Origin of the sequence: Novispirillum itersonii subsp. itersonii ATCC 12639 (assembly GCF_000381985.1) — a bacterium.
GTDB classification, from domain to species: Bacteria; Pseudomonadota; Alphaproteobacteria; order Rhodospirillales; family Rhodospirillaceae; genus Novispirillum; species Novispirillum itersonii.
In genome coordinates this window covers 31,341-56,799 of the sequence record NZ_KB907345.1, presented here as the reverse complement: position 1 = coordinate 56,799, position 25,459 = coordinate 31,341, and the positions used below count along the sequence as shown (strand labels likewise).

The following is a 25,459-nucleotide window of genomic DNA, read 5'->3' as shown; positions in this document are numbered from 1 at the left end:
AAGAGACAGGCAGATCATGAGCAAGATCGACTTCACCAAGCGCCCGCTGGAACATGAGCTGGACCCGATCGAAATCGCCTCCCGCGATGAGATCATCGCCCTGCAGACCCGGCGGATGAAGTGGTCGCTGACCCATACCTATGAGAACGTCGCCCATTACCGCAACAAGTGCGACATCATCGGTGTCCATCCCGGCGATTTCCGGGAGCTGAAGGATCTTGGCAAGTTCCCGATGACCACCAAGGCTGACCTGCGTGACACCTACCCGTTCGGCATGTTCGCGGTGCCGATGGCCGAAGTGGTGCGCCTGCATGCCTCTTCCGGCACCACCGGCAAGCCGGTTGTGGTCGGCTATACCCAGCAGGATATCAATATGTGGGCGCGGGTCGTCGCCCGATCCATCCGCGCCGCCGGTGGCCGCCGCAACATGAAGGCGCATATCGCCTATGGCTACGGCCTGTTCACCGGCGGTCTCGGTGCCCATTACGGGGCAGAGGCGCTGGGCTGTACCGTGATTCCGATGTCCGGCGGGCAGACCGAGAAGCAGGTGCAGATCATCACCGACTTCCAGCCGGAAATCATCATGGTCACCCCCAGCTACATGCTGGTGATCGCTGATGAAATGGAACGTCAGGGCATTGACCCGCGCGATACCTCGCTGCGGATCGGCATCTTCGGGGCCGAACCGTGGACCAACGACATGCGCCGCGAGATGGAGCAGCGCCTTGGCATTGATGCCATCGACATTTACGGCCTGTCGGAAGTGATCGGGCCGGGTGTCGGCATTGAGTGTATCGAAACCAAGGACGGCCTGCACATCTGGGAAGATCACTTCTACCCGGAAATCATCAACCCCGAGACCGGCGAAGTGCTGCCCGACGGTGAATTCGGCGAGCTGGTGTTCACCACCCTGACCAAAGAAGCCTTCCCGGTCATCCGTTACCGCACCCGCGACCTGACCCGCATTCTGCCGGGCACCGCCCGCTCCATGCGCCGGATCGAGAAGATCACCGGCCGGTCGGATGACATGCTGATCATCCGCGGCGTCAACCTGTTCCCGTCGCAGGTGGAAGAGCTGATCCTGAAGGATAACCGCCTGTCGCCGATCTATCAGATCGTCGTCGACAAGGACGGCCACATGGATACCGTCGCCGTACGGGTGGAGCTGCGGCAGGACCTGAACGACGACAGCGCCGCCGCTGCCGCCGCCCGCGACCTGCAGCACCACATCAAGTCGCTGATCGGCATTTCCACCAAAGTCACGGTGGAACCGGCGTGGTCGATCGAACGTTCCCTCGGCAAGGCCCGCCGGGTGATCGACAAGCGGAAGCTGTAAGAGTTTCCGGAGCAGAAACGCCGCCGTGGCCCAGCCCGGCGGCGTTTATCTTTTCACACTCCGGGGTTTCCGCCGGCCCCGGCTGTCAGTGACGCACCGGCGGCACATCATCGGGGTCAAAATCGACGGCCTGCCCCTCTTCGCCCGCATCAGCGCTGTCATCGTCCGCGATAAACAGCCTGTCCGGCACGGGAAGACGGAGTTCCTCCAGATCAAAGCGGACAAAGGCAAGGCCGCTGCCTGCCAGCCCGTCGGTCAGACGGCCCTGAATACTCTCGACAATCGGCCATGCCCCCTTCCGGATGTCCTGAAGGGTCAGAATCGCGAAAACCTCACGGATCTGTGACCGCATCCACGACAGGATCGCATCCCGGTGGGCCTGATGGCTTTCGTAAAAAAGATGCGGGTCAGTAACAGAGGCGATCAGCGTACCGATCATGACAATCTGCCCATGATCCTGCGTCTGTAAAACCTGCTCCGAATGGAACTGCCACGGGCGCATATCAACGCAGTGAACGACATTCCGGGCCCCCCAGAAGCGGTATGATCCCGGCGACAGAACCCGTTGGAAGACGCCGTCGCAATACAGCAGACCGGCATCGGTTGCCTCCACGGTCACCGCCCGCCGGCTGAACCGCGCCATCAGCGCCGGGCCGACCATACGCCAGACCCATAGCGCAATCCTGATGATTACCCACAGCCATACCAAGCCGACCAGAAACCCAACCACAGCCCCCACGCCCTGTCCTCCTTTCGCCTGACTTTAACGGCTCCCGGGGTCCGCCGTACTGTGTCAGACCTGCCGCGCTGCAGGAAAACACGCCCGACGACACCACCCAGACGAGACAAAACCGTTACAGTTTCCCGCAAAAGTCATCTCAGGTTGTGAGACTGGCGTCAATACCCCATGACACTCTTCTCGGGTTCACTGAAACCGGGCCTGCGGGAAAATGGTCTGGATCCATTTGCGATGCAGGGAAACCCGGGTGAACCATGACTGATCACCATACTGGGCATTGCCGGATCCGTTGGAATTGACCCCGACCAGCACCCAGCGCCCGCCGTCTTCCATCCACGCCGATCCGCCACTGTCGCCGGAGCCGAGAAGACCGGCCAGCGGGCTCGGCGGAAACAGGGTGCTGCCGTCATACGGGCTTTCCACCCCGCCATCCTCGCGGGGCAGCCAGACCCCAAGGTAATTTCCGGCGTCGCCTTCCGGCGGCATCGGTTTTTCCAGCGGGGTCACCTCTTCAACCAGCCCCTGCGCCGCCGCCTTGTCACTGCCCTGATAATAGGCGTCATCCTCGCCGACGGATCCGATGCCACGGCTGCCGTAACCGACAAAAGTGATCAGGCGACCCTCTTCCTTCCGGCCGGCGTACAGGACCGGCGGATCCCCGGCACCGCTGATCTCAGCCTCCAGCCGCAGAATCACCAGATCATAGCCGCAGCGTTCGTTGACATCCCCGTTCCAGCCGGGGTTGATCCACATCCGGTCGGGCTTCAGCACACGGCCATCGGGGGCCCGCACCACATAAGCCTCTTTGCTGGCCGGAAGGTCGTAGATGTGGGCCGCCGTCAGAATATAGGCATGGCCGTCAGCATTGCCGAGCCAGGTGCCGGAGGCTTCGCCCCAGCTTTCGCCATCCTCTGACAGTGCCAGAACACCCCGGAACTGCGGCTGTGCCGCAAGTGCCAGCGCTGATTTAAAGCCAGCCGCCTCTTTCCCCGGACGGCCGCCGTCTTTTTTCCACTGACTGTCGAGGATCACCACCGCCTGCGCCGGGGCCACGGCAAGCCCCCCCAGCAGCACCCCACCCGACAGCAGCGCAGCCGCAAAACGCAGCGCCCCCCCCTGCCCCCGGTCCGTCCGCGATCGTGCCATTGCGTCTTCCTCCCGCCTCGGCGTTACCCGGTGATGGTAAGCCGCAAAAAGTCCCCCCTGACAAGGGCAGACCGCAACCGCGCCGGGGTCAACGCGTCAATGCCCTGAAAAATAATAAGCGGAAGAATAAAATCAGACATATTTTTCAGTGCCGGGACAAACAAGCGCAGCACAGGCAGTGCCATACACCGATCCGATTGATGTAAAATTCACTATACGCCGTGAAATCGATTGAATATCACTGTCCCGTCACATTATCTAGAATATCCGACTCACGTGCTCGGTCAGTCACCGTGCCGCTGCACTCTGCCACGAAAAGATACCCGATGATCTTTGACGCCTTTTTCGTCAGCGACAGTTCCCCCCAGCTTTTTCTGGCCGGAGAGTACACACTGCTGCTGGTGATCCTGTCGGTGGCTGTCGCCGTCATTGCCGGGATCATGGCCATGCAGATGGCCAGTATGGCACGGGCGGAAACCCGGGCCCGCTACCGGCAGATTTTTCTGCTGTCCGGGGCCTTCGTCCTCGGAGCCGGGGTGTGGTCGATGCATTTTATCGGCATGCTGGCCAACAGCCTGTGCCGCACCGCCAGCTATGACCCGGTGATCACCGCGCTGTCGGTCCTGCCCAGTTTTCTCGCGTCGTGGGTGGCGCTGGCCCTGCTGGCCCGGACCCGGATCACCCTGTCGCAGCTGGTGATCAGCGGGGTTTCGGTCGGGGCCGGGATCGGCACCATGCACTACAGCGGCATGGCCGCCATCACAGCATCCATGACCCTGCGGTTTGATTTTCCGGTGTTTCTGCTGTCCATCCTTGTTGCGGTGGCGCTGTCGGTGCTGGCCCTGTGGGTCCGCTTCGGGCTGACCCTTCAGGCCCGGCTGGGCCAGACCAAGGTCAATCTGCTCAGCGGGACGGTGCTGGGCTGCGCCATCAGCGGCATGCACTATACCGGTATGGCGGCAGCGCGGTTTCCCGCCAGCGGCGTCATCGGTGCGGATCCCCAGTCCAATTTCTATCTGGCCTTCTCGATCGCCGGAACCGCCATCCTCGCCGCCGGGCTGACCGGCGGGCTGAACATCGGCCTGCGTTACCGCAGCCTGTACCAGCGGATGGTGCAGAACGAGGCCCGGCTGCGGACCATCATCGACACCGCCGTTGACGGCATCATCATCATCAACAGCCGGGGCATCATCAGCGCCTTTAACGGCGGGGCAGAAAGGATTTTCGGCTGGACCCCCGATGAAGTGATCGGCCGGAACATCATGATGCTGATGCCCGAGCCCCATCACAGCCAGCACGACGGCTACCTCCGCCAGTACATGACCACCGGAGAGGCAAAGATCATCGGCATCGGCCGCGAGGTCACCGGCCTGCGCCGGGATGGCAGCACCTTTCCGCTGCGGCTGGCCATCGGCAAGGCCGTACTGGATGATGAGCCGGTGTTCGTCGGCTTCATCACCGACATCACCCAGCGCAAAGCCATGGAAGAGGCCCTGCGCAACCGCGAGCGGCAGTACAGCTCGCTGATCGGCAATCTGCCCGGCGTCGCCTTCCGCTGCCGCCCGGACACGGACTGGTCGATGCTGTTCATCAGTGACAGGGTGGAAGCCCTGACCGGATGGCCGAAGCAGGACTTTCTGAACAACAGCATGACCTTCGACCGGCTGTTGCACCCCGACGACCGCGAGCGGATCAGCGCCACCGTGTCTGAGGCGCTGAGCACCGGGCGGCCTTATATGATCGAATACCGGATCATTGACCGCAGCGGCACCGAACACTGGGTATCGGAAAGCGCCAGCGGGGTCCGCGACGATTCCGGGACGGTGGAATGGATCGACGGTATCATTATCGACATCACCGACACCAAGCGGCGCAATGCTGAATTTGAGGGGATCGTCAACGCCATCGGCCGGTCTCTGGCGATGGTCGAATTTGATCTGTCGGGGATCATCCAGAATGCCAACCAGAACTTTCTGCGGCTGACCGGCTATGATCTGGCCGAACTGACCGGGCAGCATCACTCCCTGTTCTGTGACCGGGCAGAGGTGACCTCTCCGCAGTACCGTCAGCTGTGGGATACCCTGCGGCAGGGGCGCTATACCGCCGGCGAGTTCCACCGGCTGGCCAGAGATGGCCGCGATATCTGGATTTATGCCACCTACAACCCGATCTTCGACCCTGACGGCAACCCGTACAAAATCATTAAGTTCGCCACCGATCTGACCCAGCGCCACGCGATGGAGCAGGACCTGCGTGACGCCAAGGCCCGGGCCGAGCAGGCCGCCGCCGTCAAAAGCACCTTTCTGGCCAACATGAGCCATGAAATCCGCACCCCGATGAACGCCATCATCGGCTTTACGGAAGTGCTGCTGGATGACAGCGTCACCGACAGCCAGCGCCGCCACCTGAACACCGTGCGCAATTCCGCCCGGTCGCTGCTGGGGCTGCTGAATGACATTCTCGATACCGCCAAGCTGGAACGCGGTGCCGTCGATCTGGAAATCAAGGATTTCTCGCTGCGCGATGTCTGCACGCAGGTACTGGCCTCGCTGCGGATCAACGCCCAGACCAAGGGCCTGCCGCTGCTGCTGGAGTATGCCGATAACCAGCCGGAATTCTTTAAGGGGGACGCCCTGCGGATTCAGCAGATCCTGCTCAATCTGGTCGGCAATGCCGTCAAGTTTACCGAGACGGGTGAAGTCCGGGTCAGCTTCCGGCAGGGTCCGGGCGGGCTGATCCGCCTGACCGTCAGCGATACCGGCATCGGTATCCCCGCCGACCGCCTGAGCCGGATCTTCGACCCCTTCGCGCAGGCCGATGCCTCGATGACCCGCCGCTTTGGCGGGACCGGGCTGGGCACCACCATCGCCCGCCAGCTGGTGGACCTGATGCACGGGCGGATCTGGGTCGAGAGCGAACCGGGCGTCGGCAGCCATTTCCATGTCGAACTGCCGCTGCCACCGGGTGAAGCGGTCGACCCGATGCAGGAAAACAGCGCCGTCGCCCTGCCGCCGCTGACCCTGCTGGCTGCCGACGACGTACCGCAGAATCTGGAACTGCTGCAACTGCTGCTGACCCGGCAGGGCCACACCCTGATCACGGCCACCAACGGGGCCGAGGCCGTACAGGCCTTCACCGCCGGAACCTTTGATCTGGTGTTGATGGATGTGCAGATGCCGGTTCTTAACGGGCTGGATGCCAGCCGCCAGATCCGCGCTCTGGAAGCGGCAACCGGCCGCCCGCATACCCCGGTCATTGCCCTGACCGCCAGCGTGCTGGAAGAAGACGTGATGGCCGCCCGCGACGCCGGGATGGATGGCTTTGCCACCAAGCCGGTCGATCTGTACGCCCTGACGCTGGAAATGGCCCGCCTGCTGAAGATTGAGGTCGGCGATGCCCGCCCCGTTGCCCCGGCCCCGGTCGCGGTGCGCGGGTCGGTCATTGACTGGGTACAGGGGCAGCGGCTGTGGGGCAGCGAAGACCGTCACCGCACCGCCGTGCGCCGGTTTCTCAGCGATTACGGCCAGTCTGTCCCGCATCTGCGGACCCTGACAGCCACCCCGGAGGATCTGGGCGCGCAGATCCACCGCCTGAAGGGGGCCGCGGCCAATCTGGCGCTGTCACGGGTTTCCGCCGTCAGCGGCCTGATCGAAACAGCGGTGAAAGACGGCGACACCGTCCCCCTGCCCGCCCTGCTCGACCGGCTGGCCGATGAGCTGCTGCATGTCAGCGAGACCCTTGGCTCTGCGCTGTTGCCCCTGCCACCGGGGCCGGTAACACCGGGGTCGGTGACAGCACCCCCCGCCCAGATCGACAGTGCCATGGCCCGGTCCCTGCTCGGTCAGCTGGATCAGGCGCTGGCACGGGGGGAACTGGATGAAACCCTGCTGGCGACGGCGGTGGCAGCCCTGCCGCGACAGGATGCCGCCCCGCTGGACGACGCCATCAACAGCTTTGATTTTGACGCCGCGCGGCAGGTCATCGCCGCCCTGCTGACCCGCTACGCTAAGGATAACGCATAATGCTCTCTCAACAGGATCAACGCCCCCGCCTTCTGATTGTTGATGACGAGCCGACCAATCTGCAGATCCTGCGGCAGGTGTTGCAGGCTGATTACCGCCTGCTGTTTGCCCGCGACGGCGAAAAGGCCCTGCAGCTGGCGGCGGCGGAACGCCCCGACCTGATTCTGCTGGATGTGATGATGCCCGGCCTGACCGGGCTGGAAACCTGCCAGCGCCTGAAGGCTGACCCGGTGACACAGGGGATCCCGGTGATTTTTGTCACCGCCCTGACCGATGCCAGCGATGAGTCCGCCGGGTTTGCCGCCGGGGGTGTTGACTACATCACCAAGCCGATCAGCCCGCCGGTGGTCTCTGCCCGGGTGCGCACCCACCTGTCACTGGTCCGGGTGGACGAACTGCGGAAGACCCGGCTGCAGATCATCCAGTGCCTTGGCCGGGCCGCCGAATACCGCGACAACGAAACCGGCCTGCACGTGATCCGCATGAGCCATTACTGCCGCATCATCGCGCTGGCCGCCGGGTTCAGCCCGGCATGGGCGGAAGAGCTGTTTCATGCCGCCCCGATGCATGACATCGGTAAAATCGGCACCCCTGACAGCGTGCTGCTGAAACCGGGGCGGCTGGACGACGGCGAAATGACGGTGATGAAACAGCACGCCCTGATGGGGGCGGAAATCATCGGCGACCATGACTCGCCGCTGTTACAGATGGCCCGCACCATCGCCCTGCATCACCATGAAAAATACGACGGCACCGGCTATCCGCACGGCATCGCCGGAGAGGATATTCCGGTGGAGGCGCGGATTGTCGCCATCGCCGATGTGTTCGATGCCCTGACCTCGGTCCGCCCCTATAAGGCGGCATGGCCGACGGAAGAGGCGGTCGCGCTGCTGGAAAAAGAGAAGGGCCGCCATTTTGACCCGCAGCTGGTGGATCTGTTTATCAGCCGGCTGCCGGAGGTGCTGGAGGTGAAGGAGCGCTTCGCCGAAACCGCCGCCTGACCGGGGCCAGGACCTGATCCCGGGCGGTAAACCGGCGACGGGGAAAATGATCTCCATCAAGGTGGCCGCGCCGGAAAAACAGGAGTATGACAGCAGCCAATGTTTCCCTGCAGTCTGGAGCCCGCAGTGATGACCGATCAGACTCCCCCCGTCACCTATGCCGCGTGGCAGCCGAAAGACCCGGCCCGTGAGCTGACCGAAGACGATATCACCCGGCTGGTGCATACCTTCTACGGTCATATCCGCGACCACGAAACCCTTGGGCCGGTGTTTAAAAATGCCCTGCATGATGACTGGGGCCCGCATCTGGACAAGATGGTGGACTTCTGGTGTTCCATGATGCTGGGGGTCAAACGCTACGACGGCCGCCCGCTGCCGGTACATGTCAACATGCCCGACCTGAAGGATGAACACTTCGGCCAGTGGCTGGCGCTGTTCCACATCACCACCCACAGCCTGTTCACCCCGGAAATCGCCGGGATCTTCATGGAACGGGCCCAGCGCATGGCCCAGTCGTTCCGCTATGCCATCGCCCTGCATGCCGACCGGCCCGCCGCCCCGGCTCATTCCCATAGCCACGGGCATAGCCACCCGACCGGCGGCTGCGGATGCGGCGGCGGGGGTGGCGGCTGCGGATCCTGATCCATCGGCGGGGCCGCAGGTCTGTGATAGGCTCTGCCCCGGTATAAACCGGGGAGGGCATCATGCTGGGCAACCTCAGCGATCTGGATCTGCGGCATCTGCGGGTTTTTCTGGCGGTGGTCGATGCCGGCGGGCTGGCAATGGCCCAGCACAGCCTGAATGTCAGCACATCGACCATCAGCACCCAGCTTGCCAGCCTTGAGGGCCGTCTGGGGTTCCGGCTGTGCGAGCGGGGCCGCAGCGGCTTCCGGCTGACGGCCAAGGGCGAACGCTTCACCGGTCTGGCCCGCAGCCTGCTGACCGCCATTGATGAGTTTGGCGTGCAGGCCCGCAACATGGACCGCACGCTGGTCGGCAGCCTGCGCATCGGCACCATCGGGCATCTGCCGTTTGACCACAACCTGCGCCTCAGCCGGGCGATTGCCCGGTTCCGTCAGCGGGACGAAGCGGTGCGGCTGCATCTGGTGATCCGGTCGTCGCGCATTCTGGAAGAACAGGTGCTGTCCGGCGAGCTGGATGCCGCCATCGGCTATTTCTGGCATCAGACCCCGGCCCTGCACAGCCAGCCGCTGTTCCGGGAGCGGCAGGTTGCCTGCTGTGGCCGGGATCACCCGCTGTTCGCCGGGGCCGGACAGATCAGCACCGAAACCGCCCACGCCCACCCATGGGTGTGGCGCACCGGGTTTCTGCCGGAAGACAATACCCCCCCGCCGCCCGAAATCACCGCCTATGCCGATAATATGGAGGCCCGGGCGATGCTGATTCTGTCCGGGCACCATCTGGGCTATCTGCCACAGCATTATGCCGCAGCCTATCAGGCGCAGGGGCTGATCGCCCCGCTGAACCCCGGCACCCTGTGGTATGATGTCACCTTCTCGCTGATTACCCGGCAGGATGCCTGCCGCAACGACATCACCCGCGCCTTTCTGGAAGATCTGGCCGCCGTCCCCCTGCCGGACGGCAACCTGTCAGCCTGATACTTTGAAGCGGATCAAACTGAACATCGAACGGTCATGATTTTTCCCGGCCCCCGGTCTGTGGCCTGCTGAGGGTATCCCGCCCCTCTTCAGATCAGGAGGTCACCGTGTCCGACCCGGCCAAATCCGACCCAGCCAGCCCTGCCCCGGCCAAACTGGCAGCCCTGCGCCAGAAATACGCCAACGCCAAAGGCAGCGATGTGTTTGACCCCGCCTTCCGGGCCATTGCCGAAGCCCAGTTCCCGGAAGGGGACCGCCGCCTGCAACCCTATGCCGGTATCCCCACCTTCCTTGATCTGCCCTCCGCCGCCGAGGCTGCCGCCCGGGGCGATTTCAGCGGACTGGATGTGGCGGTGATCGGGGTACCGATGGATCTGGGCGTGACCAACCGCCCCGGTGCCCGCTTCGGGCCCCGCGCCGTGCGGGCGGTGGAGCGGGTCGGCCCCTATAACCATGTGCTGCGCCGCATGCCCGGCCTGCACTGTAAGGCCGCCGATATCGGCGATGTTCCGTTCCGCAGCCGTTATAGGCTTGATAAATCGCACGAAGATATTCAGGACTTTTTTCACCGGGTGGTCGGGGCCGGGGTGATCCCGCTGGCTGTCGGCGGCGATCATTCGATCAGCTATTCCATCCTGAAAGCCGTCGGGGCCACACGCCCGGTCGGGATGGTGCATTTTGATGCCCATTGCGACACCGCCGGGGATTATGAGGGCGCCAAGTTCCATCACGGCGGGCCGTTCCGGCATGCGGTTCTGGAGGGCCTGATCGACCCGCAGCGCAGTGTGCAGATCGGCATCCGCGGTGCGGCGGAATATCTGTGGGAGTTCTCCACCGATGCCGGGATGACGGTGATCCACGGTGAAGACGTGCCGAAACTGGGCACCGCCGCCATTCTGGAGACCGTGCGCCGGGTGGTCGGCGACGGCCCGGTTTACGTGACCTTTGATGTTGACTGTCTGGATCCCGCCTTTGCCCCCGGCACCGGCACCCCGGAAATCGGCGGCCTGACCACGCGGGAAGCGCTGGAGCTGCTGCGCGGTCTGGACGGGCTGAATGTCATTGGTGGCGATGTGGTCGAAGTTGCCCCGCAGTATGACCCGACCACCAACACCGCCCACGCCGCCGCCCAGATTCTGTTCGAGCTGTTCTCGCTGGTCGCCGGGCGCTTTGCCGCCCCTGCTGCTTCCGCCCCCGCCCTTTCTGATCAACAGGTGCTTTGATGAAGACTGCCCTTGTGTTTTCCGCTGCCCTGCTGGCGGCTGTTGCCAGTGCATCGCTGCCGTCGCAGGCCCGCGACCTGACTGTGGTCGGGTTCGGCGGATCCGGTCAGGACGCCATGCGTGAGACCTTCTTCAAGCCGTTTTCGCAGGCCACCGGCATTCCGCTGGCCGAAGAAAGCTGGGATGGCGGGGTCGGGGTACTGCGCGCCAAGATCGAAGGGGGCAACGGCACCTGGGATGTGGTGCAGATGGACTCCTCCGAACTGGCGATCGGCTGCGAGGAAGGACTGTACGAACAGCTTGATTACAGCCGGATCGGCGGCAAGGATGCCTATCTGCCCTTTGCGGTCAGCCCCTGTGGCGTCGGCCTGATCGTCTATGACTACGTGCTGGCCTATGACGCCGACAGACTGAAGGACGGGCCGAAGAGCTGGGCTGACTTTTTTGATACCACCAGATTCCCCGGCAAGCGGGCCCTGCGGCAGGGGCCACAGACCAATCTGGAAATCGCCCTGATGGCCGATGGCGTCCCCCAGAAAGACGTCTACACCCTGCTGACAACCGAAGACGGCGTCAACCGGGCCCTGCGCAAGCTCGACACCATCAAGAATGATCTGGTGTTCTGGAAAGCCGGAGCCCAGCCGCCGCAGCTTCTCGCCTCGGGCGAAGTGGTGATGACCTCGTCGTATAACGGCCGGATCACCGCCGCCAACCAAAAAGACCGAAAGAACTTTAAGCTGTTGTGGAATCAGGCAATCTTCGTTCTGGATAGCTGGGCGATCCTGAAGGGCAGCCCCAATCTCGACAAGGCCTATGCCTTCCTGAACTTTGTCGGCAAACCGGAAGTGCAGAAAAATCTGCCCAACCATATCAGCTACGGCATCACCTCGGCCAAAGGTGGGGCCCTGGTTGATCCGTCCCGGCTGGCCGACCTGCCCAGCACGCCGCAGAACATGGCGATGGCCTTACCTTATAACACCGAGTTCTGGCTGGAACACACCGACCGCCTGACAGAGCGGTTCAACAACTGGGCGGCGAGAAAATAACGCCCCATCCCCTTCTGTCCTGCCTGCTTTTTTCAAGGCCCCGCCTCTCCGGCGGGGCCTTTTTGCATGGCCGCATGGGGCGGAACGATCTGAATTCCAGATCTGGAATTCACTTTCCAGATCTGGAATTGAGAAAAAAGACATCAGGGGTATATCGTAATAAATTTTCTTCAGTCAGGAAGTTGAAGAAAAAATAAAACTCCAGACTCACTTATACGCCATCAGGGGATTATCTATGCCGGATCCGTTGACATCTTCCATTTCCAACATTGTCTTCACCCGGATGGAAAGTATTGGCCTGCCCCTGACCGGTGCAATCCCTGACCGTACACCTGTCCTCTGTCAGACCGGGCAGATGTCTTATGCCCCCGGCATGAAAGCCCGCCATGTTGTGCCGGGCTGGGGTGCCCAGCATGCCCTGACCGGGTCGGTGACCGTAGAGATTGCAGCCTCGGCCCTGCCACCGGAAACAGTGGGAGCCATCCAGCACTGGGAGCGGTCTGTCATCGCAGACCGTCTGCGGATCACCCCGCCCTCCCCGGCATCGGCAGGCGATACCGCTTATGCCGGGCTGCTGACGCTGCAAACCCGCGACAGTGTGACCACGGACAACGGCAACACCACCCTACGGTACGCCTTCACCTTTGAAGGCGGCCTGTTCGTGCGGGATGCCGCCGCAGAAATCACAGCCGAAGGATACGGCACCGTCCTTTTACCGGTGCCGGGTGCCGAGGATGTTCCCCATGGATAGCGGATTCATTCTGGCAGAACTGGCCCGCAGCCTGCGGCTGGTCCTGCTGCGCGGGGTGGTTACAGACCATACCCCGCAGGCGGTGCGGGTGGAAATTGCCGCAGGCGTTTCCACCGGCTGGCTGCCCTGCCTGCGCTGGGCCGGGGTTGCCGCCAGTCACCGGATCCCCTCGATCGGGGAAGCGGTTCTGCTGGCGGCGCCGGAAGGCAATCTGCAACAGGGCGTGGTGCTGGGGGGGCTGTCCACCGGGGCTCACCCCCCGGCGGCTGATCATGTTGACATCAGCTGTGTCCGCTGGGCGGACGGCACTGAGGCCCGTTACGACACCCGCAGCAAAACCCTGTCGGTGCATTCGGAAGGGGACCTGCACCTGTCGGCGGTCGGCAAGATCACGCTGGAGGCCCGGGATATCACCGTGCGGACCGGCAAAGAAGGCCGCTATCTGGTCGATCACCACGGCATGGCAACCCAGCTGCGCCACATCAGCGGGCCGCAGTTTGAAACGGAAAGCTGGCAGACCGGGGCCATTGTCACCGGCCTGCCAGACCACGGATATCACCCGCCGAAAGTAGAGGACTGATCATGGCCGGCATGAACGCAACCACCGGTCAGACGCTGGACGGGCTGGCCCACATCCGGCAGTCGGTGACTGACATTCTGATGACACCGCTGGGGTCGCTGCTGTGGCGGCCTGAGTACGGATCGCTGATCCCCGGGGCCATCGACCGCCCCATGACCGCCGACTTTGTCAGCTGGCTGGCCCACGAAACCGCCATCCGTCTCCGCCGTTGGGAAGACCGCTGGATCCTGCGCCGTTCGGTGCCGGACGTCAGGCGCGGCGGGCAACTGCTGCTGACCCTGGACGGCACCCTGACCGAAAGCGGCGAGCGCTATGTGTTTGATGTTGAGGTGAAAGGCAGGTGAAATCATGAGTATCCCCCGCGTTCTTCCCGGCCCGACCCCGGACATTGTTGCCCCCCTGTCGGTCGAACAGGCCTATGCAGCGGCGCTGCAGCGCCTGCTGACCGATACCCCCGGACTGTTTGATGCCGGGCGGGAAAGTGACCCGCTGCACAAGCTGCTGATGGTCGGGGCCTGGCACAATCAGATGGCTGTTGCCCGCATCAATGATGCAGTGCGCGCCGTGATGCCCCATCTGGCGCACGGCAAAGATCTGGATGCCATTGCCCTGCGTGCCGCCGTGGCCCGGCAGCTGCTGGACCCCGGTGACGCCACCGCAGTACCGCCGCGCCCGCCGGTTTATGAAAGCGATGAGCGCCTTCTCAACCGCTATTACGGGGCATGGGACCGTCTGGGCCAGTCCGGCAGTGACGGTCTGTACCGGGCGCTGGCGCTGGAAGTGCCGGACGTCCGGGATATCTGGATCCATAGCCCGGAGCCTTGCGACATCACCATCACCGTCCTCGGCTGGAACGGAGCACCGGATGCCGCCACGCTGGATGCCGTGCGGGTGGTCGCCACGGACCGCAACCGCCGCACCCACGGCGACCGCGTCAGTGTGCAGGCCGCAACCGTGGTACCGGTGGACATCACTGCCCGGCTGGTGCTGGCCCCCAATGCCGATGCGGCAACAGCCCGCGCTGCGGCCTATCAGCGCCTGAAAACCTATACCGAATGGCGGGAAACACCGGGGCAAACACCGCTGGGGCGCCGCTGGACAGCCGGGGCCCTGATCGGTGCCTGCATTGTTGACGGCGTGCTGGATGCCACCGTCACGCCGGATGCCGTCGCCTGCCCGCAGGATACCGCGCTGTATGCCGCATCAATCACCGTTGTCACCGGCTCAGCCGGGACGGGATGCGCCTGATGGTTACCCCCGTCCCTTCCCTTCTGCCCAAAACCGTCACCCCGCAGATGCAGGCGCTGGAACAGGCGATGGTCGCCCCGCTGGCATCGCTGCCGGTGGAAACCCTGACGGATCTGTGGGATCCGGCCCGGTGCCCGGAGTGGTTTTTGCCCCATCTGGCACAGGCGGTACGGGTGGTGCTGTGGAGCAGCGACTGGCCGGAAGCCACCAAGCGCCGGATGATTGCCGACAGCTGGCAGATCAACGCCCTGCGCGGCAAGGTCAGCGGCATTGAGCTGGCCCTGTCGGCGATGGGCTGGCCGGGCCGGGTGACTGAGTGGCACGAACAACAGCCGGAAACCCGGCGCGGCACGTTTGCTGTCCGGGTCAACGCCCCGGCTGTTGGGTTCACGTCAGAGGATCTGGCCGACCTGCATGCGGTGATCGGCATCACCAAACGCAAAAGTCAGCATCTGGAAACCTTAACGCTGCCGGAAATCAGCCCCGCTGCACCCCTGCATACCGGGATCAGCGTGCGAATGGTGCATCACCATGCAGCCGGAATGGCGCTGGTCCCGTCCGCCGCTGACCCCGCCGCCACCCCGGACATCTGTGCCGGTGTTCTTACCGTTTCCCGCATGACCCTGTGAGGATCTGATGACTGAAACTGACCCCTACGGCTGGCGGATGACGTCCGCCGGGCTGGCTCTGATCGCCAGCGCGATTACCAGCAATACCCCGATCGGCATCGCCACGCTGGTGCTGGGCGATGGCGGCGGCACGGTGCCGCCTGCCAGTGCCACCGGCATTGTAAACGAAGTCTGGCGCGGCCCGGTCTCCACCGTCCGCCGCGCCCCGGATAACCCGCTGCTGGTTGAGGTGCAGGCGGTGGTGCCGGTGGCAGCCGGTCCCTTCGTGATCCGAGAAGCCGCGATCCTGTCCGCCGATGGCACCCCGCTGGCCCTGTGCCGCCGGAGCGACCTGTACAAGGGCGGCCCGGCAGAAACCCACACCATCGACCTGCTGGCCCGCATCGCCGTGTCCGACGCCGCCGTCATCGACATGACCGTGGACAGCGGCACCTATGCCACGCTTATGGCGGTCTCTGCCGCAATCAGCGATCACGCCAACAGCCGCAACCATCCCGACGCAACGGAGACGGCGAAGGGCTTTACCCGCCTTGCCACGGTTGCCGAGGCCCGCAGCGGTCAGCTCGCGACGGTGGCGGTCCATCCGGCAGGCCTCAAGGCTGCACTGACCGATCTGGTTAATGCCGCACCGGGGGCGCTGGACACGCTGGGGGAGCTGGCCGCAGCGCTTGGCAACGATGCCAGCTTTGCCGCCACCGTGGCCAACCAGCTCGCGCTTAAGGCCCCGCTGTCCTCTCCGGCGCTGACCGGGACCCCGACCGCACCAACCCCGGCAGCGGGGGACAGCTCCACCCGGCTGGCAACCACTGAGTTTGTCTCCGCAGCGGCGGCTGCGGTCTCGTGGTCACCGCATTATATCAGCGGCCTGCTGCTGTCTGTCACGGCAACGGCAGTAACCGTTGGTACCGGTGGGGCGCGGGATGTTGCCGACAGCACCAACCTCAGGCTGATGTCGCCGCTGACCGGCACGTTACAAGCCAGCGGCGGATGGGCTGCCGGAGCTGGCGCGTCTAAGCTCGACACCGGCAGTCGGGCAACCAACACGTGGTATCACGTCTATCTGATCGGCGGGGCCGGACAGCCCACCGATATTCTGTTCTCAGTATCGTTATCCCCGGCCATTCCTGCCGGGTATACCGTCCGTCGCCGTGTCGGGTCGGTCCTGACTGATGGCGGGGGTAATATCGTCCCGATCATCAATCACGTCGGCGGTCACATCACGTGGGGGACCCCCCGTATCGACCTTTCCGGGGCCCCCCCAGGTAATCTCGTTCTTTCGGTACCGCCCGGCGTCCGCTGTTATGCACGCGGGATTATCCAGATCCAAAACAGCTTCAACACCCCGCTCATCAGGCCGACGGACGCAGCCGCGTCATCGCTCTACGGTGGCTCGTTCTGGATCGCCAGTATCGCCGGGTCCGGTCCGTGGTCATGCATCACCGATGCCGCGCGGCAGATCCACATCAGTAACGCAAACTACGCCGGCCTATCGACCGATGCATACCTCGACCCACGGGAGGGTTACTGAGATGTACGTCCAGCGAGATCAACACGGCACGATTGTCGCCGCCTACGCCAATGCACAACCGGGGGCAACAGAGTGGCTTGAGGGCTACCAGCCGCTCCCGGCGATCGACCGCACCGCCGCGATCACCGCCCGACTGGCAGCCATCGACGCCGCCAGCGCCCGCCCCCTGCGCGCAATCATCACCAACACTGCCACCCAGACCGATCACGACCGGCTGGCAGCACTGGAGGCCGAGGCTGCCAGCCTGCGCGCCGAACTGAATACACAGTAACAAGGAGCATAATCATGGTTACCATTCCGCAGACTTTTAACCACGGTGTCCGCCGCGTTGATGATCCCAGCGGGCCGCGCCCGGTGCGGGCGGTCAATGTGTCGGTGATCGGTCTGGTCGGCACCGCCCCCAACGCCGATCCGGCCAAATTTCCGCTGAACACCCCGGTTGCGATTGAAGCCGACGAAACCCTGTCGGCAGCGCTGGGCGAGACCGGCACCCTGCCGCTGGCGATGGATGCCATCTACAGCCTGACCCTGTGTGCGGTGGTGGTCGTGCGTGTCGCTGAAGGCACCACCGACGAGGAAATTGAAAACAACATTATCGGCAAAACCCTTGCCGATGGCTCCCGCACCGGCCTTCAGGCCCTGCTGTCAGCCCGCAGCATCACCGGCGGTCTGGCACCGCGTGCCATCGGCGCCCCCGGTTTCAGCGACCGCCCGGCGGTCGGACAGGCCCTGAAGGGGCTGGCCGAGCGTCTGGCCGGGTGGGCTTTTGTTGATGCCCCCGACACCACCAACGCCGCCGCCAAGGCCTATGCGGCCTCCTTCGCGTCGGCCCGTGTCTACAACCCGGTGTTTGGCCGCCCGCTGGTGCGGGACCGTGCCGGAAACAAAGTGCTCAGCTTTGGCTCTGCCTTTGCCCTCGGGGCGCTGATCCGGCGCCATTTTGAACGCAACATCGCGTGGTCACCGTCCAACACCGATCTGCCGATCCTTGGCCTGTCACAGGCGATTGACTATGTGCCGGGCCGCCCCTGCGAAGCCAACAGCCTGAACGAAGCCCATGTCGGCACCATCATCAATGATGACGGCGTGTTCAAGCTGTGGGGCAACCATTCGTGCAGCGAAGATGAAAACCGCCGCTTCATCACCACGCAGGTGATTGACGACTTTGTCGGTGACAGCCTGCTGCGCGCCTACAAGACCCGCGTTGACCAGCCGATCACCCCGACCTTTTTCGAAGATCTGGTCGAAACCGGTAATCAGTTCCTGTCTGACCTGATCCGCCAGGGGGTGATTCTGGCCGGGGAATGCTGGGTCGACGGTGACCTGAACAGCTGGAGCAACCTGCGCAAGGGGCAGGCGATCCTTCGTTACAAGTGGGTCGATCCGGTTCCGGCGGAAGACATCATCGTCGTCTCGCAGATCGACCCGACCCTCTACACCGCCGTGTTCAGCCAGTAAGTCCAGCAAGGGGATAAAACCATGTCTTACAACGCCTACCGCCACGACTGCGCTGGCTATACCGTCAGCATTGACGGCGGCATGCAGGTCGGCCTCGTTTCCAGCTTCAAGCATCCGGCGCTGGAAATGGCCGGGGAATGGAGCGCCGGTGCCGGAATGTCGGCCAAGCAGTTCCGCCGCTTCTTCACGCTGGGCGAGCTGAAGTCGGAGCTGACCTTCAGCGATTTCAACCGCCGCATGGCCTCGGTCTACGGGCTGTCTGGCCGCAGCCTGATCATCCGCGCCGCCATGGTCGATCAGACCGATGCCACCACCAGCGTGCGGGTCACCCTGCGCGGATCGGTCAACAAGCTGGACCGTGGCGAATGGAAGCAGGGCGAGAAGACCGAGGAAAAGTACGAAATCGCCCTCAGCTACTACCGCCTCGACGCCAACAATCTGGTGATTGATGAAGTCGACCCGGAACGCGGCGTGCTGATCATCGGTGGCAACAACCTGCGGGCCAGGGTCAACAAGGCCCTCGGCCTGCCGTAAGCGGCAGATCCGGCGGGGGCGGCCACACGGCCCCCGCCCCTTTTTCCTGCGCCCCCCCTTTTATCGGATGAGAAACGATCATGACCACCGCCCCTGAACCGACCCTGACCGGCGTTGACTGGCTGGAAAGCGGCGATGCCCGCATCACCCTGCGCCACCCGCTGCGGGTGGATGGTAAAGAGACCGCCACCCTGATCATGCGTTGCCCCAGCCTGCTGGATATCGAGGCGATGGAAACCCTGACCGGCCCGGATATGGCCCGGGAAAAGGCAACCGTCGCCGGTTGGTGCAGCATCACCACCGAAGAGCTGAACGCCATCAAGTGGCCTGATTACCGGCGCCTGCAACAGGTTTATGTCGCCTATTGCGCGGGGACGGCGGGAAATTTTACCGGGATGTCCGCCGCCTGATCCTGTGGCTGGCCCGACATTACCGCCAATCCATCACCGAACTTGAACGGATGCCCCTGAGCCGCCTGCTGGCCTATCACCGGGAGGCGGTTCACATCCTGCAGGAGGAGTTGAAATCATGACAGGGCCCGCCGCTGTCGTCAGCAATATCACAGCCATCGCGGCTTTTCTGGGCGTCACGACGACATCGGCGGAACGTCTGGACAAAGCCCTTACCGCCCTGAACAGCCGCATTGCCCTGCTGGACGGCTGGCGTCAGGCCAAAAAAGCCGTCACCGAAGGACGGCTGGCCTATGAGGACGCACGGATACAGGCCGAGCGTCTGAACCGGCAACTGGCTGCCACAGCCACCCCAACACGGGAGTTGACGGCTGCTAACACCGCCGTCCGTCAGGAACTGGAGCGGGCCCAGACAGCCCATAAAACCAATCTGCAAAATCTGCGCGCCGTCTCCATCGCAGCGAAAGAGGCCGGTCTGTCCCTGAAAGCCGTCAGGACCGAAACCGAACAGGCCACCAAAGGCATCACGGCGATCAACACTCTGAAGACAGCGCAGGACCGGCAGGCCGCCAATGCGCAACGGCTGGAAGATCTGGGCGTCAAGATCCCCGGTGCGGCGGCGGTGATCACCACCTACGCCATACCAATGGCACAGCAGGCCGACGACCATCAGGACCGGCTGGACCGCTATATGGCAAAAGCCCGCCCTGAGTCTGTCGGGAATGCCAACAGAAGCGAGGCCGATCAACAGCAGGATGCCGCATGGCGGGATACCCTGGAAAAGCGTCTTCTGGCGATCAGCGGCCGGACCGGCCGATCCTCTGCCGATCTGCTGCAAGGGCTGGAGGCACAGATCACCCGGGGCGTCTCCCATGATGAGGCTCTTGCCACTCTTGATGTGATCAGCAAAGGGGCCACCGTCACCAAAGCGACGGTGCAGGATCTGTCGGCCCTGTCCGTTTCCCTCCGCCAGTCGATGCAGGTCTCGGGGGAAGAGTTTGCACAATCGCTGGACTCTCTGTTCGTCGCCGGACGCCGTGGCGGGTTCGAGATGGATAAAATGGCGAAAGCCTTACCCGCACTGACAAAGCAGGCAGGCGACCTCGGGATGCAGGGGACTGCGGCGGTCTCTTCTCTGGGGGCATCGCTGCAGATGGCATTCCGGGCCACCGGCAGCAGTGACACCGCCGCCGCCGGGCTGGGGATGTTTCTGGACAAGTTAAAAGACAAGGACGTCACCAAGGCCCTGTCAGACATGGGGATTGATGTCGCCGGGACAGTCGCGGCAGCGGCCACAAATAAAGCCGATCCGCTTCTGGCCCTGATGGAAAAGCTGAACCAAGCGACCAAGGGGGACCCGCTGATCCTGCGGAAACTGTTTGGCGATGACAGGCTGAATACCATTCTGGCCCCGATGCTGAAGGATCTTGAAACCTTCAAGGCGATCAGCAAGAGCAGCCTGGAGGATAAGGGCAGCATCGCCGGTGATTTTGCGAAAGCCGGGGGCCAGTTCTCGGCGCAGATGGACCGGCTGCAAACCGCCATTGCCAATTTCAACGCGCAGGCAGGGACGCCGCTGATCGAAACCTTTGCCTCCGTCGCAGGTGCCGCCGCCACCGCCATCAATTTCGTGACTGACTTTGCTCAGGCCTTCCCCGGCGTCACCAGTGTGGTGATGCATGGCATTGTCGGCTTTGCCGCCCTGAAGATGGCGGTTCATGGCGTCCGCATTGCCACCGCACTGGCCCAGATGCCTGTGCTGGCGCTGTCGACGGCGACAGCCCGCGCAGGGGCAGCCAGTGCCGCCGGAACGATCAGGGCCAACGGCTTTGCCGCAGCCCTTGGCGGTCTTAACCGGATCAACGCGACCGGACTGGATGCCCTGACCGGCAGGCTGGGGCAGGTGCGCCGCGCCATCACCGCCGTCCCCATCAGCAGCTTTACCCAGCGACTGAGCGGGCTGGCCGCATCCGGCTTTCAGGGGGCGGGCGGTCTTACCAGACTGCGTATGGCATCAAGCGTCGCCGGGGCGGGGCTGCTGGCATTGTCGGGGCTGCCGATGCGGGCGGTTGCCACCGGCTTCCGGATCATCGGCATTGCCAGCATGACAAACCCGATTACGGCTCTGCCGTCGATCCTGCTCAATCTTGCCGCTCTGGTGATCGAAAACTGGGAGTCAATCAGCCGGTATCTGACACCGATGATTGATGCCGCGAAAGAGGGGATTCAATGGGCTGCCGGTCTGCTCGGGCTTGGCGAGGCCGGGGACAAACCCAAAAGCAGCTATGCCAATCCGCCAGCAGAAGGAGGCCCTGCCCCCCCCATCGCGGGCGATGACGACAACGGTGTTTCCGCGCCGGGTCATCTGCGACGGGCTGTTGCCACTGCCGCCGACGACATGCAGGCCACTGCCGCGCCTGCCTTTGAAACTGCCGGAGAGCCCGGCGGAAACGGCAACCGTCAGGGCGGGGATACCATCTTCAACTTCACCATCAATGCCCAGCCCGGCACCGACGCCGAAGCGATTGTGCGGAAAGTGATTGAAAAACTGTCCGGCACCCGGGGCGGGCTGACCGTTCCCGGCTTCGGCCGCGCCAACTATGACCCGATCGGAGTGTAACCATGGCCAAAGTCGCACCGACGATGCAGATGCGGTTGGGGCCGGATGTGGTGTTCGACCTGCCGACCCTGCAGTACGACAGCTTCAAAGAAAGCATGGAGGCAAGGATCAGCGAGATTGAAACGCAGGGGGGGCTGCCCACCCAGCAGCATCACGGCTGGAAGCGCGGCATTGATCTGTCAGGGGTGCGGTTTCCGCTGGATCAGGGGGGCATCACCCCGCTGGAAGGGCTGCGCGCCCTGATCCGCAGCGGCACCCCTGCCCTGATGACTGACAGCGCCGGGTATGTATGGGGGGAATGGGCGGTCAAGTCGCTGTCGGTGGACAGCAGGCAGTTTGTCATCGGCAACCATCCGGCCCAGCAGAGCTGGGCCCTGTCACTGGTCTGTGTACGGGAGTAACAGAGATGCGGGTTTATACAGTCGCGCGCGACGCCGTGCGCCTTGACCGGGTTGTCTATGATGCTTACGGCACCCTCGCCGGGGCCTATGAAGCCGTCATTGACAGCAACCCCGGTCTGGCCAAGCGGGTTCTGTTTCTGAAGGCCGGGGATCAGATCACCTTCCCCAGCCTGCCGAAACCGATTGAGGGGGCGGCGCTGCCACAGCGCCTGTTTGACTGATGCAGTCACCGTCTTTTCAGGTCGAGGTCAGCGGGCAGGATGTTTCAGCCGTGCTGGCTGACGGGCTGGTGTCGATCACCGTCACCGACGAACGCGGCTATCAGTCCGACGAGGCCAGCATCGTCTTCACCGATCTACGGACCCGGTACGCCCTGCCCCGCCGGGGGCAACTGATGACGGTGGCACTGGGGTATGGCGGGGCCAACATCGCCTGCGGAACCTACCACATCACCAAAGTCTCGGTCAGCGGACCCCAGCGCAGAATCTCCGTCGCCGCCCGGGCAACCCCGGTTGGCAGCAAAATCATCGAGCGGCGGTCAACAGCCTGGGCTGATGGCCTGAGTCTGGCGGATATCACCCGGTCCATCGCCAACCGGCACGGTCTGATTGCCGCCATCCACCCCGAAGCGGCGGCGATCATCCCCGGCCACCTGAACCAGCAGGACGAAAGCGACCTGAACCTGCTGACCCGGCTGGGGGCATTGCACGGCCTGACAGCAAAGGTACAGGACCAGAGGCTGATTCTGGCCCCGGTCGGACGGGATACCACGGTCTCCGGGCTGCCCCAGACACCATCCCCGCTGACCCCGTCAGACTGTGATGACTGGATGCTGGAGATTGAGGACCGCGATCAGGTGACAGCCGCCCGGGCCGCATGGATCAATCCTGCCAACGGGCGGCGGGAGGAGGTGGTGGTGGGAAGCCAGACCCCCGATGCCCGTACCGAGGTTGTGCCCGGCACCAAGGCAACGGAGCAGGAAGCCTTGTCCGCCGCCCGGGCCCGCCTGAATGCCGCCGCCCGCAACCATCTGCGGGCCAGCCTGTCAGGGCCCGGCCGGCCGGAAATACGGGCCGAAGGGCTGGTGGTGCTTGCCGGGTTCCCTGATGCCGAACTGAACGGGGAGTGGAAAGTCGAAAAAGCCACCCACACCCTGAGCGGAACCTTAAAGACCACCCTGACCCTGACCCCGCCGACCCTGGCATAAAGCACAAAGGCCGCTTCCTTCCGGAAGCGGCCTTTGCCGTAACAGACCCTGTGGCGCAGCCGATTAACGGCTGTATAATTCGACTAAAAAAAACATCAATAAAATCAATACCTTGTGACCTATAAAAAAATCTCTCCAATTTTTTCCCAATCGGTCGAATTCTACCGAAGAGAATTTGTCAACCCAAAAAATATATAGACGTAAAAATAATTTGTCTAGTCTGGAAACCACCAGCGGCCCTGCTCTTCGTCGAGAATCTTCCTGACCGCATGGTCAGGAAGCAGCAGGTGTTGAAGCCCCGGAACGTCATTTTCATCAAGTATTTCTGCGAATGCCTCGCAATCGTCACCGCGCACAAAAATCGTATCGCCATATACGAAAGTATATTCTAGCTGTCGCGCCTGTAATGTGTTGAGAACGAATATTAGTTTGGACAGGGGGAGGGATGGCGAAAGCTCCACCATCCCATACCCATTCTTTGACTGTGGGTATTTCAAAATCGCCACCCTGCCGCAGCGTGAAGCCAGCGCCACAGCTCGTCCCAAGCGCCGGGCAAGTCCTTGACTTCCGTATACATTTTTTTCCTAAGCTGAGATGTCAAAATTTTTGACAAATCCGGTTCGGCACAGGGCAGCAGCTTCAGCACGCCGTCACACTTGATGTAAAACCCATACTCTACCGGATCAAGTTCCAGTTCAATTTCTTCTTTTGTTATTTGTTTGGTGTCTTGAGCATACATAGCAGCAAGCACAACGTGTTCGTCGTCACACCAAGAATACATTACGTTTTTATTCCTGATGAAGTTAATATTGTGTTCGCGGAATATTGATTCAATTTCATGGATTCCGTCATCATCTGCTTCAAACTTGTAATATTGTTTCATTTTAATGTTCCTCCTTAATCAAATGTTAACCCATTTGCCAAATAGGGATGGGACCGACCCCCAATCCTTTGGTTTTTTCAACTTTTTGAAACAATTGTTAAAAAATCTGGCCTCTTTCCCGGACAGGGCTAGCCACCCGCTGGTGTCAATATCATCTGAAAAGTCAATCGAATCTTCGTCAATCACATAAAAAAACGTGTCCTGATCCATAAACCGGCACGGAACATAGGCCGGATTTTTTACCAATGGCGGCAGCTTTCCAGTCACAAGAACAGGGTTTTTTAGGGTTTTAAATGGGAACGAGTGAAGTAAACAGTACATCTGATTCATTTTGCGGCCTCCTATCTCTCTACCACGAAAATATTTATAACGTTGTCAATGATTTTTAAAACCGTAGTTAATGTTTTTTGCTTGATTTTGATAAAAAAAAAGACCGGGAAATTCCCGGTCTTTTTAATCAGAACATGAGTTCGAGAACCATTTGTTGTTCGATAGAGAGCGGCCAGTCCGGTTCCTCTCCAAGAACTTCAACGATGTCAATTTTTTTACCATTGACATACCAGTCTTCAGTTCCGTCAGACCAGATAACAGCGGGTCGGATTGTGCTGTGCCTTCTCCCCTCTGAGTCTTTTTCTTCATTGTCGTCGATACTAAATGGCTCGTCTGCGTCATAAAGTGCCTGATTCACTTTACTGTATTCGCTCCGGTATTCGTTCCAGCCAGAGTATTTAAAATCACAAAAGTTCTTGAAAGATTCTGGAAGGTCTGAATATTCAAGAACGACGCAATATCTCTCACTGCTCTCTTCATCTTCGTCTTCGTCTTCGTCTTCGTCTTCGTCTTCGTCTTCGTCTTCGTCTTCGTCTTCGTCTTCGTCTTCGTCTTCATCAACGTTTGTCAAGTCAGTGGCAGTCAATGTTTCTTTATCTGTTTCTGGTTCTTCCGCAGCATCGTAACTCCACAGCAAATGATACCGGATACTCTCAAAAGTAGTCCACCAGTCGCCGGTGAAATAACACACACACGGGTCTTCGTATGATCCGCCGTCCTTGAAGTTGTATGTGTATGTATCATTCAT

The 25,459-nt window shown here is 62.1% G+C and carries 27 protein-coding genes; 21 read left to right on the top strand and 6 right to left on the bottom strand.

Translation table 11 applies throughout. The features are described 5' to 3' along the window. Nucleotides 1-16 precede the first annotated feature (16 nt). Nucleotides 17-1,336, top strand: a complete 1,320-nt coding sequence (gene paaK, locus G365_RS0113725) for a phenylacetate--CoA ligase PaaK (RefSeq protein ID WP_019646103.1) — start codon at nt 17-19, stop codon at nt 1,334-1,336. A gap of 85 nt (nt 1,337-1,421) precedes the next feature. Here paaK and G365_RS0113720 read toward each other — a convergent pair whose 3' ends face one another. Together G365_RS0113720 and G365_RS0113715 are read right to left on the bottom strand one after the other, a co-directional pair. Continuing rightward, nucleotides 1,422-2,075: an SPFH domain-containing protein gene (locus tag G365_RS0113720; protein ID WP_019646102.1), complete on the bottom strand. Its 654-nt coding sequence runs from the start codon at nt 2,073-2,075 to the stop codon at nt 1,422-1,424. A 186-nt stretch (nt 2,076-2,261) separates the two neighbouring features. Next, a complete protein-coding gene (locus G365_RS0113715) occupies nt 2,262-3,221 on the bottom strand; it encodes a serine protease family protein (protein ID WP_019646101.1) in 960 nt (319 codons plus the stop codon). 326 nt (nt 3,222-3,547) lie between these two features. Between G365_RS0113715 and G365_RS0113705 the strand changes: the two genes are divergently transcribed. The 20 genes from G365_RS0113705 (at nt 3,548) to G365_RS0113605 (ending at nt 23,498) form a co-directional block, all read left to right on the top strand. Further along, a complete protein-coding gene (locus G365_RS0113705) occupies nt 3,548-7,243 on the top strand; it encodes a PAS domain S-box protein (RefSeq protein ID WP_019646099.1) in 3,696 nt (1,231 codons plus the stop codon). Then, on the top strand, nt 7,243-8,244 hold the full coding sequence (locus G365_RS0113700) for an HD domain-containing phosphohydrolase (RefSeq protein ID WP_019646098.1): 1,002 nt from the start codon (nt 7,243-7,245) through the stop codon (nt 8,242-8,244). Before G365_RS0113705 ends, G365_RS0113700 begins: the two co-directional genes overlap by 1 nt. 129 nt (nt 8,245-8,373) lie before the next feature. Then, nucleotides 8,374-8,886: a group III truncated hemoglobin gene (locus G365_RS24235; protein WP_211217692.1), complete on the top strand. Its 513-nt coding sequence runs from the start codon at nt 8,374-8,376 to the stop codon at nt 8,884-8,886. Between the two features lie 62 nt (nt 8,887-8,948). Next, nucleotides 8,949-9,863 (top strand): LysR family transcriptional regulator, encoded by a 915-nt coding sequence (locus G365_RS0113690; RefSeq protein ID WP_019646096.1) that lies wholly within the window; start codon nt 8,949-8,951, stop codon nt 9,861-9,863. A 107-nt stretch (nt 9,864-9,970) separates the two neighbouring features. After that, complete coding sequence (gene speB, locus G365_RS0113685; protein ID WP_019646095.1) at nt 9,971-11,086, top strand: agmatinase; 1,116 nt, start codon at nt 9,971-9,973, stop codon at nt 11,084-11,086. Next, nucleotides 11,086-12,132, top strand: coding sequence for an ABC transporter substrate-binding protein (locus tag G365_RS0113680; RefSeq protein WP_019646094.1), 1,047 nt, complete (start codon nt 11,086-11,088; stop codon nt 12,130-12,132). Before speB ends, G365_RS0113680 begins: the two co-directional genes overlap by 1 nt. A gap of 235 nt (nt 12,133-12,367) precedes the next feature. Further along, complete coding sequence (locus G365_RS0113675; RefSeq protein WP_019646093.1) at nt 12,368-12,883, top strand: hypothetical protein; 516 nt, start codon at nt 12,368-12,370, stop codon at nt 12,881-12,883. Continuing rightward, nucleotides 12,876-13,463 carry a phage baseplate assembly protein V gene (locus G365_RS21615; protein WP_019646092.1) on the top strand — a complete coding sequence of 196 codons (588 nt, stop codon included), beginning with the start codon at nt 12,876-12,878 and terminating at the stop codon, nt 13,461-13,463. Before G365_RS0113675 ends, G365_RS21615 begins: the two co-directional genes overlap by 8 nt. A gap of 2 nt (nt 13,464-13,465) precedes the next feature. Continuing rightward, nucleotides 13,466-13,807 (top strand): GPW/gp25 family protein, encoded by a 342-nt coding sequence (locus G365_RS0113665; RefSeq protein ID WP_019646091.1) that lies wholly within the window; start codon nt 13,466-13,468, stop codon nt 13,805-13,807. 4 nt (nt 13,808-13,811) lie between these two features. Then, nucleotides 13,812-14,711: a baseplate J/gp47 family protein gene (locus G365_RS21610; RefSeq protein WP_019646090.1), complete on the top strand. Its 900-nt coding sequence runs from the start codon at nt 13,812-13,814 to the stop codon at nt 14,709-14,711. Further along, a complete protein-coding gene (locus G365_RS23060; protein ID WP_169545154.1) occupies nt 14,711-15,340 on the top strand; it encodes a phage tail protein I in 630 nt (209 codons plus the stop codon). Before G365_RS21610 ends, G365_RS23060 begins: the two co-directional genes overlap by 1 nt. A 7-nt stretch (nt 15,341-15,347) precedes the next feature. Next, complete coding sequence (locus tag G365_RS0113650) at nt 15,348-16,868, top strand: phage tail protein (protein WP_019646088.1); 1,521 nt, start codon at nt 15,348-15,350, stop codon at nt 16,866-16,868. A 1-nt stretch (nt 16,869) separates the two neighbouring features. Further along, nucleotides 16,870-17,139, top strand: coding sequence for a hypothetical protein (locus G365_RS21600; RefSeq protein WP_019646087.1), 270 nt, complete (start codon nt 16,870-16,872; stop codon nt 17,137-17,139). A gap of 14 nt (nt 17,140-17,153) precedes the next feature. Continuing rightward, entirely contained in the window at nt 17,154-18,326 is a 1,173-nt protein-coding gene (locus tag G365_RS21595; RefSeq protein WP_019646086.1) for a phage tail sheath protein, read from the top strand. A 21-nt stretch (nt 18,327-18,347) separates the two neighbouring features. Beyond that, the gene (locus tag G365_RS23055; protein WP_019646085.1) at nt 18,348-18,860 is read left to right on the top strand and encodes a phage major tail tube protein; all 513 of its coding nucleotides are present in this window, start codon (nt 18,348-18,350) and stop codon (nt 18,858-18,860) included. A gap of 80 nt (nt 18,861-18,940) precedes the next feature. Next, nucleotides 18,941-19,270 (top strand): phage tail assembly protein, encoded by a 330-nt coding sequence (locus tag G365_RS0113630; protein ID WP_019646084.1) that lies wholly within the window; start codon nt 18,941-18,943, stop codon nt 19,268-19,270. Between the two features lie 118 nt (nt 19,271-19,388). Beyond that, nucleotides 19,389-21,890, top strand: a complete 2,502-nt coding sequence (locus G365_RS0113620; protein WP_019646082.1) for a phage tail tape measure protein — start codon at nt 19,389-19,391, stop codon at nt 21,888-21,890. A gap of 2 nt (nt 21,891-21,892) precedes the next feature. Next, on the top strand, nt 21,893-22,291 hold the full coding sequence (locus G365_RS0113615; RefSeq protein WP_019646081.1) for a phage tail protein: 399 nt from the start codon (nt 21,893-21,895) through the stop codon (nt 22,289-22,291). Nucleotides 22,292-22,296: 5 nt separating this feature from the next. Next, nucleotides 22,297-22,512 (top strand): tail protein X, encoded by a 216-nt coding sequence (locus G365_RS23870; protein WP_019646080.1) that lies wholly within the window; start codon nt 22,297-22,299, stop codon nt 22,510-22,512. Next, nucleotides 22,512-23,498 carry a phage late control D family protein gene (locus G365_RS0113605; protein ID WP_019646079.1) on the top strand — a complete coding sequence of 329 codons (987 nt, stop codon included), beginning with the start codon at nt 22,512-22,514 and terminating at the stop codon, nt 23,496-23,498. The genes G365_RS23870 and G365_RS0113605 overlap by 1 nt, the downstream gene beginning before the upstream one ends. A gap of 215 nt (nt 23,499-23,713) precedes the next feature. Here G365_RS0113605 and G365_RS0113600 read toward each other — a convergent pair whose 3' ends face one another. The 4 genes from G365_RS0113600 to G365_RS23865 form a co-directional block, all read right to left on the bottom strand. Further along, entirely contained in the window at nt 23,714-23,962 is a 249-nt protein-coding gene (locus tag G365_RS0113600; RefSeq protein WP_019646078.1) for a hypothetical protein, read from the bottom strand. A gap of 29 nt (nt 23,963-23,991) precedes the next feature. Beyond that, nucleotides 23,992-24,381 carry a hypothetical protein gene (locus tag G365_RS0113595; protein ID WP_019646077.1) on the bottom strand — a complete coding sequence of 130 codons (390 nt, stop codon included), beginning with the start codon at nt 24,379-24,381 and terminating at the stop codon, nt 23,992-23,994. A gap of 18 nt (nt 24,382-24,399) precedes the next feature. Beyond that, a complete protein-coding gene (locus G365_RS0113590; RefSeq protein ID WP_155976278.1) occupies nt 24,400-24,711 on the bottom strand; it encodes a hypothetical protein in 312 nt (103 codons plus the stop codon). Nucleotides 24,712-24,838: 127 nt separating this feature from the next. Then, nucleotides 24,839-25,459: a hypothetical protein gene (locus G365_RS23865; protein WP_019646075.1), complete on the bottom strand. Its 621-nt coding sequence runs from the start codon at nt 25,457-25,459 to the stop codon at nt 24,839-24,841.

What these genes read in the sequence shown, in the direction of transcription:
- G365_RS0113680 (WP_019646094.1), top strand. Translation starts at nt 11,086, where the DNA reads ATGAAGACTGCCCTTGTGTTTTCCGCTGCCCTGCTGGCGGCTGTTGCC.
- G365_RS0113650 (WP_019646088.1), top strand. Translation starts at nt 15,348, where the DNA reads ATGACTGAAACTGACCCCTACGGCTGGCGGATGACGTCCGCCGGGCTG.
- G365_RS0113620 (WP_019646082.1), top strand. Translation starts at nt 19,389, where the DNA reads ATGACAGGGCCCGCCGCTGTCGTCAGCAATATCACAGCCATCGCGGCT.
- G365_RS21600 (WP_019646087.1), top strand. Translation starts at nt 16,870, where the DNA reads ATGTACGTCCAGCGAGATCAACACGGCACGATTGTCGCCGCCTACGCC.
- G365_RS23865 (WP_019646075.1), bottom strand. Translation starts at nt 25,459, where the DNA reads ATGAATGATACATACACATACAACTTCAAGGACGGCGGATCATACGAA.
- G365_RS0113700 (WP_019646098.1), top strand. Translation starts at nt 7,243, where the DNA reads ATGCTCTCTCAACAGGATCAACGCCCCCGCCTTCTGATTGTTGATGAC.
- G365_RS0113590 (WP_155976278.1), bottom strand. Translation starts at nt 24,711, where the DNA reads ATGAATCAGATGTACTGTTTACTTCACTCGTTCCCATTTAAAACCCTA.
- paaK (WP_019646103.1), top strand. Translation starts at nt 17, where the DNA reads ATGAGCAAGATCGACTTCACCAAGCGCCCGCTGGAACATGAGCTGGAC.
- G365_RS0113715 (WP_019646101.1), bottom strand. Translation starts at nt 3,221, where the DNA reads ATGGCACGATCGCGGACGGACCGGGGGCAGGGGGGGGCGCTGCGTTTT.
- G365_RS0113675 (WP_019646093.1), top strand. Translation starts at nt 12,368, where the DNA reads ATGCCGGATCCGTTGACATCTTCCATTTCCAACATTGTCTTCACCCGG.
- G365_RS21615 (WP_019646092.1), top strand. Translation starts at nt 12,876, where the DNA reads ATGGATAGCGGATTCATTCTGGCAGAACTGGCCCGCAGCCTGCGGCTG.
- G365_RS21595 (WP_019646086.1), top strand. Translation starts at nt 17,154, where the DNA reads ATGGTTACCATTCCGCAGACTTTTAACCACGGTGTCCGCCGCGTTGAT.
- G365_RS0113605 (WP_019646079.1), top strand. Translation starts at nt 22,512, where the DNA reads ATGCAGTCACCGTCTTTTCAGGTCGAGGTCAGCGGGCAGGATGTTTCA.
- G365_RS21610 (WP_019646090.1), top strand. Translation starts at nt 13,812, where the DNA reads ATGAGTATCCCCCGCGTTCTTCCCGGCCCGACCCCGGACATTGTTGCC.
- G365_RS0113595 (WP_019646077.1), bottom strand. Translation starts at nt 24,381, where the DNA reads ATGAAACAATATTACAAGTTTGAAGCAGATGATGACGGAATCCATGAA.
- G365_RS0113665 (WP_019646091.1), top strand. Translation starts at nt 13,466, where the DNA reads ATGGCCGGCATGAACGCAACCACCGGTCAGACGCTGGACGGGCTGGCC.
- G365_RS0113690 (WP_019646096.1), top strand. Translation starts at nt 8,949, where the DNA reads ATGCTGGGCAACCTCAGCGATCTGGATCTGCGGCATCTGCGGGTTTTT.
- G365_RS0113705 (WP_019646099.1), top strand. Translation starts at nt 3,548, where the DNA reads ATGATCTTTGACGCCTTTTTCGTCAGCGACAGTTCCCCCCAGCTTTTT.
- G365_RS23870 (WP_019646080.1), top strand. Translation starts at nt 22,297, where the DNA reads ATGCGGGTTTATACAGTCGCGCGCGACGCCGTGCGCCTTGACCGGGTT.
- G365_RS23055 (WP_019646085.1), top strand. Translation starts at nt 18,348, where the DNA reads ATGTCTTACAACGCCTACCGCCACGACTGCGCTGGCTATACCGTCAGC.
- G365_RS0113615 (WP_019646081.1), top strand. Translation starts at nt 21,893, where the DNA reads ATGGCCAAAGTCGCACCGACGATGCAGATGCGGTTGGGGCCGGATGTG.
- G365_RS23060 (WP_169545154.1), top strand. Translation starts at nt 14,711, where the DNA reads ATGGTTACCCCCGTCCCTTCCCTTCTGCCCAAAACCGTCACCCCGCAG.
- G365_RS24235 (WP_211217692.1), top strand. Translation starts at nt 8,374, where the DNA reads ATGACCGATCAGACTCCCCCCGTCACCTATGCCGCGTGGCAGCCGAAA.
- G365_RS0113600 (WP_019646078.1), bottom strand. Translation starts at nt 23,962, where the DNA reads ATGGTGGAGCTTTCGCCATCCCTCCCCCTGTCCAAACTAATATTCGTT.
- G365_RS0113630 (WP_019646084.1), top strand. Translation starts at nt 18,941, where the DNA reads ATGACCACCGCCCCTGAACCGACCCTGACCGGCGTTGACTGGCTGGAA.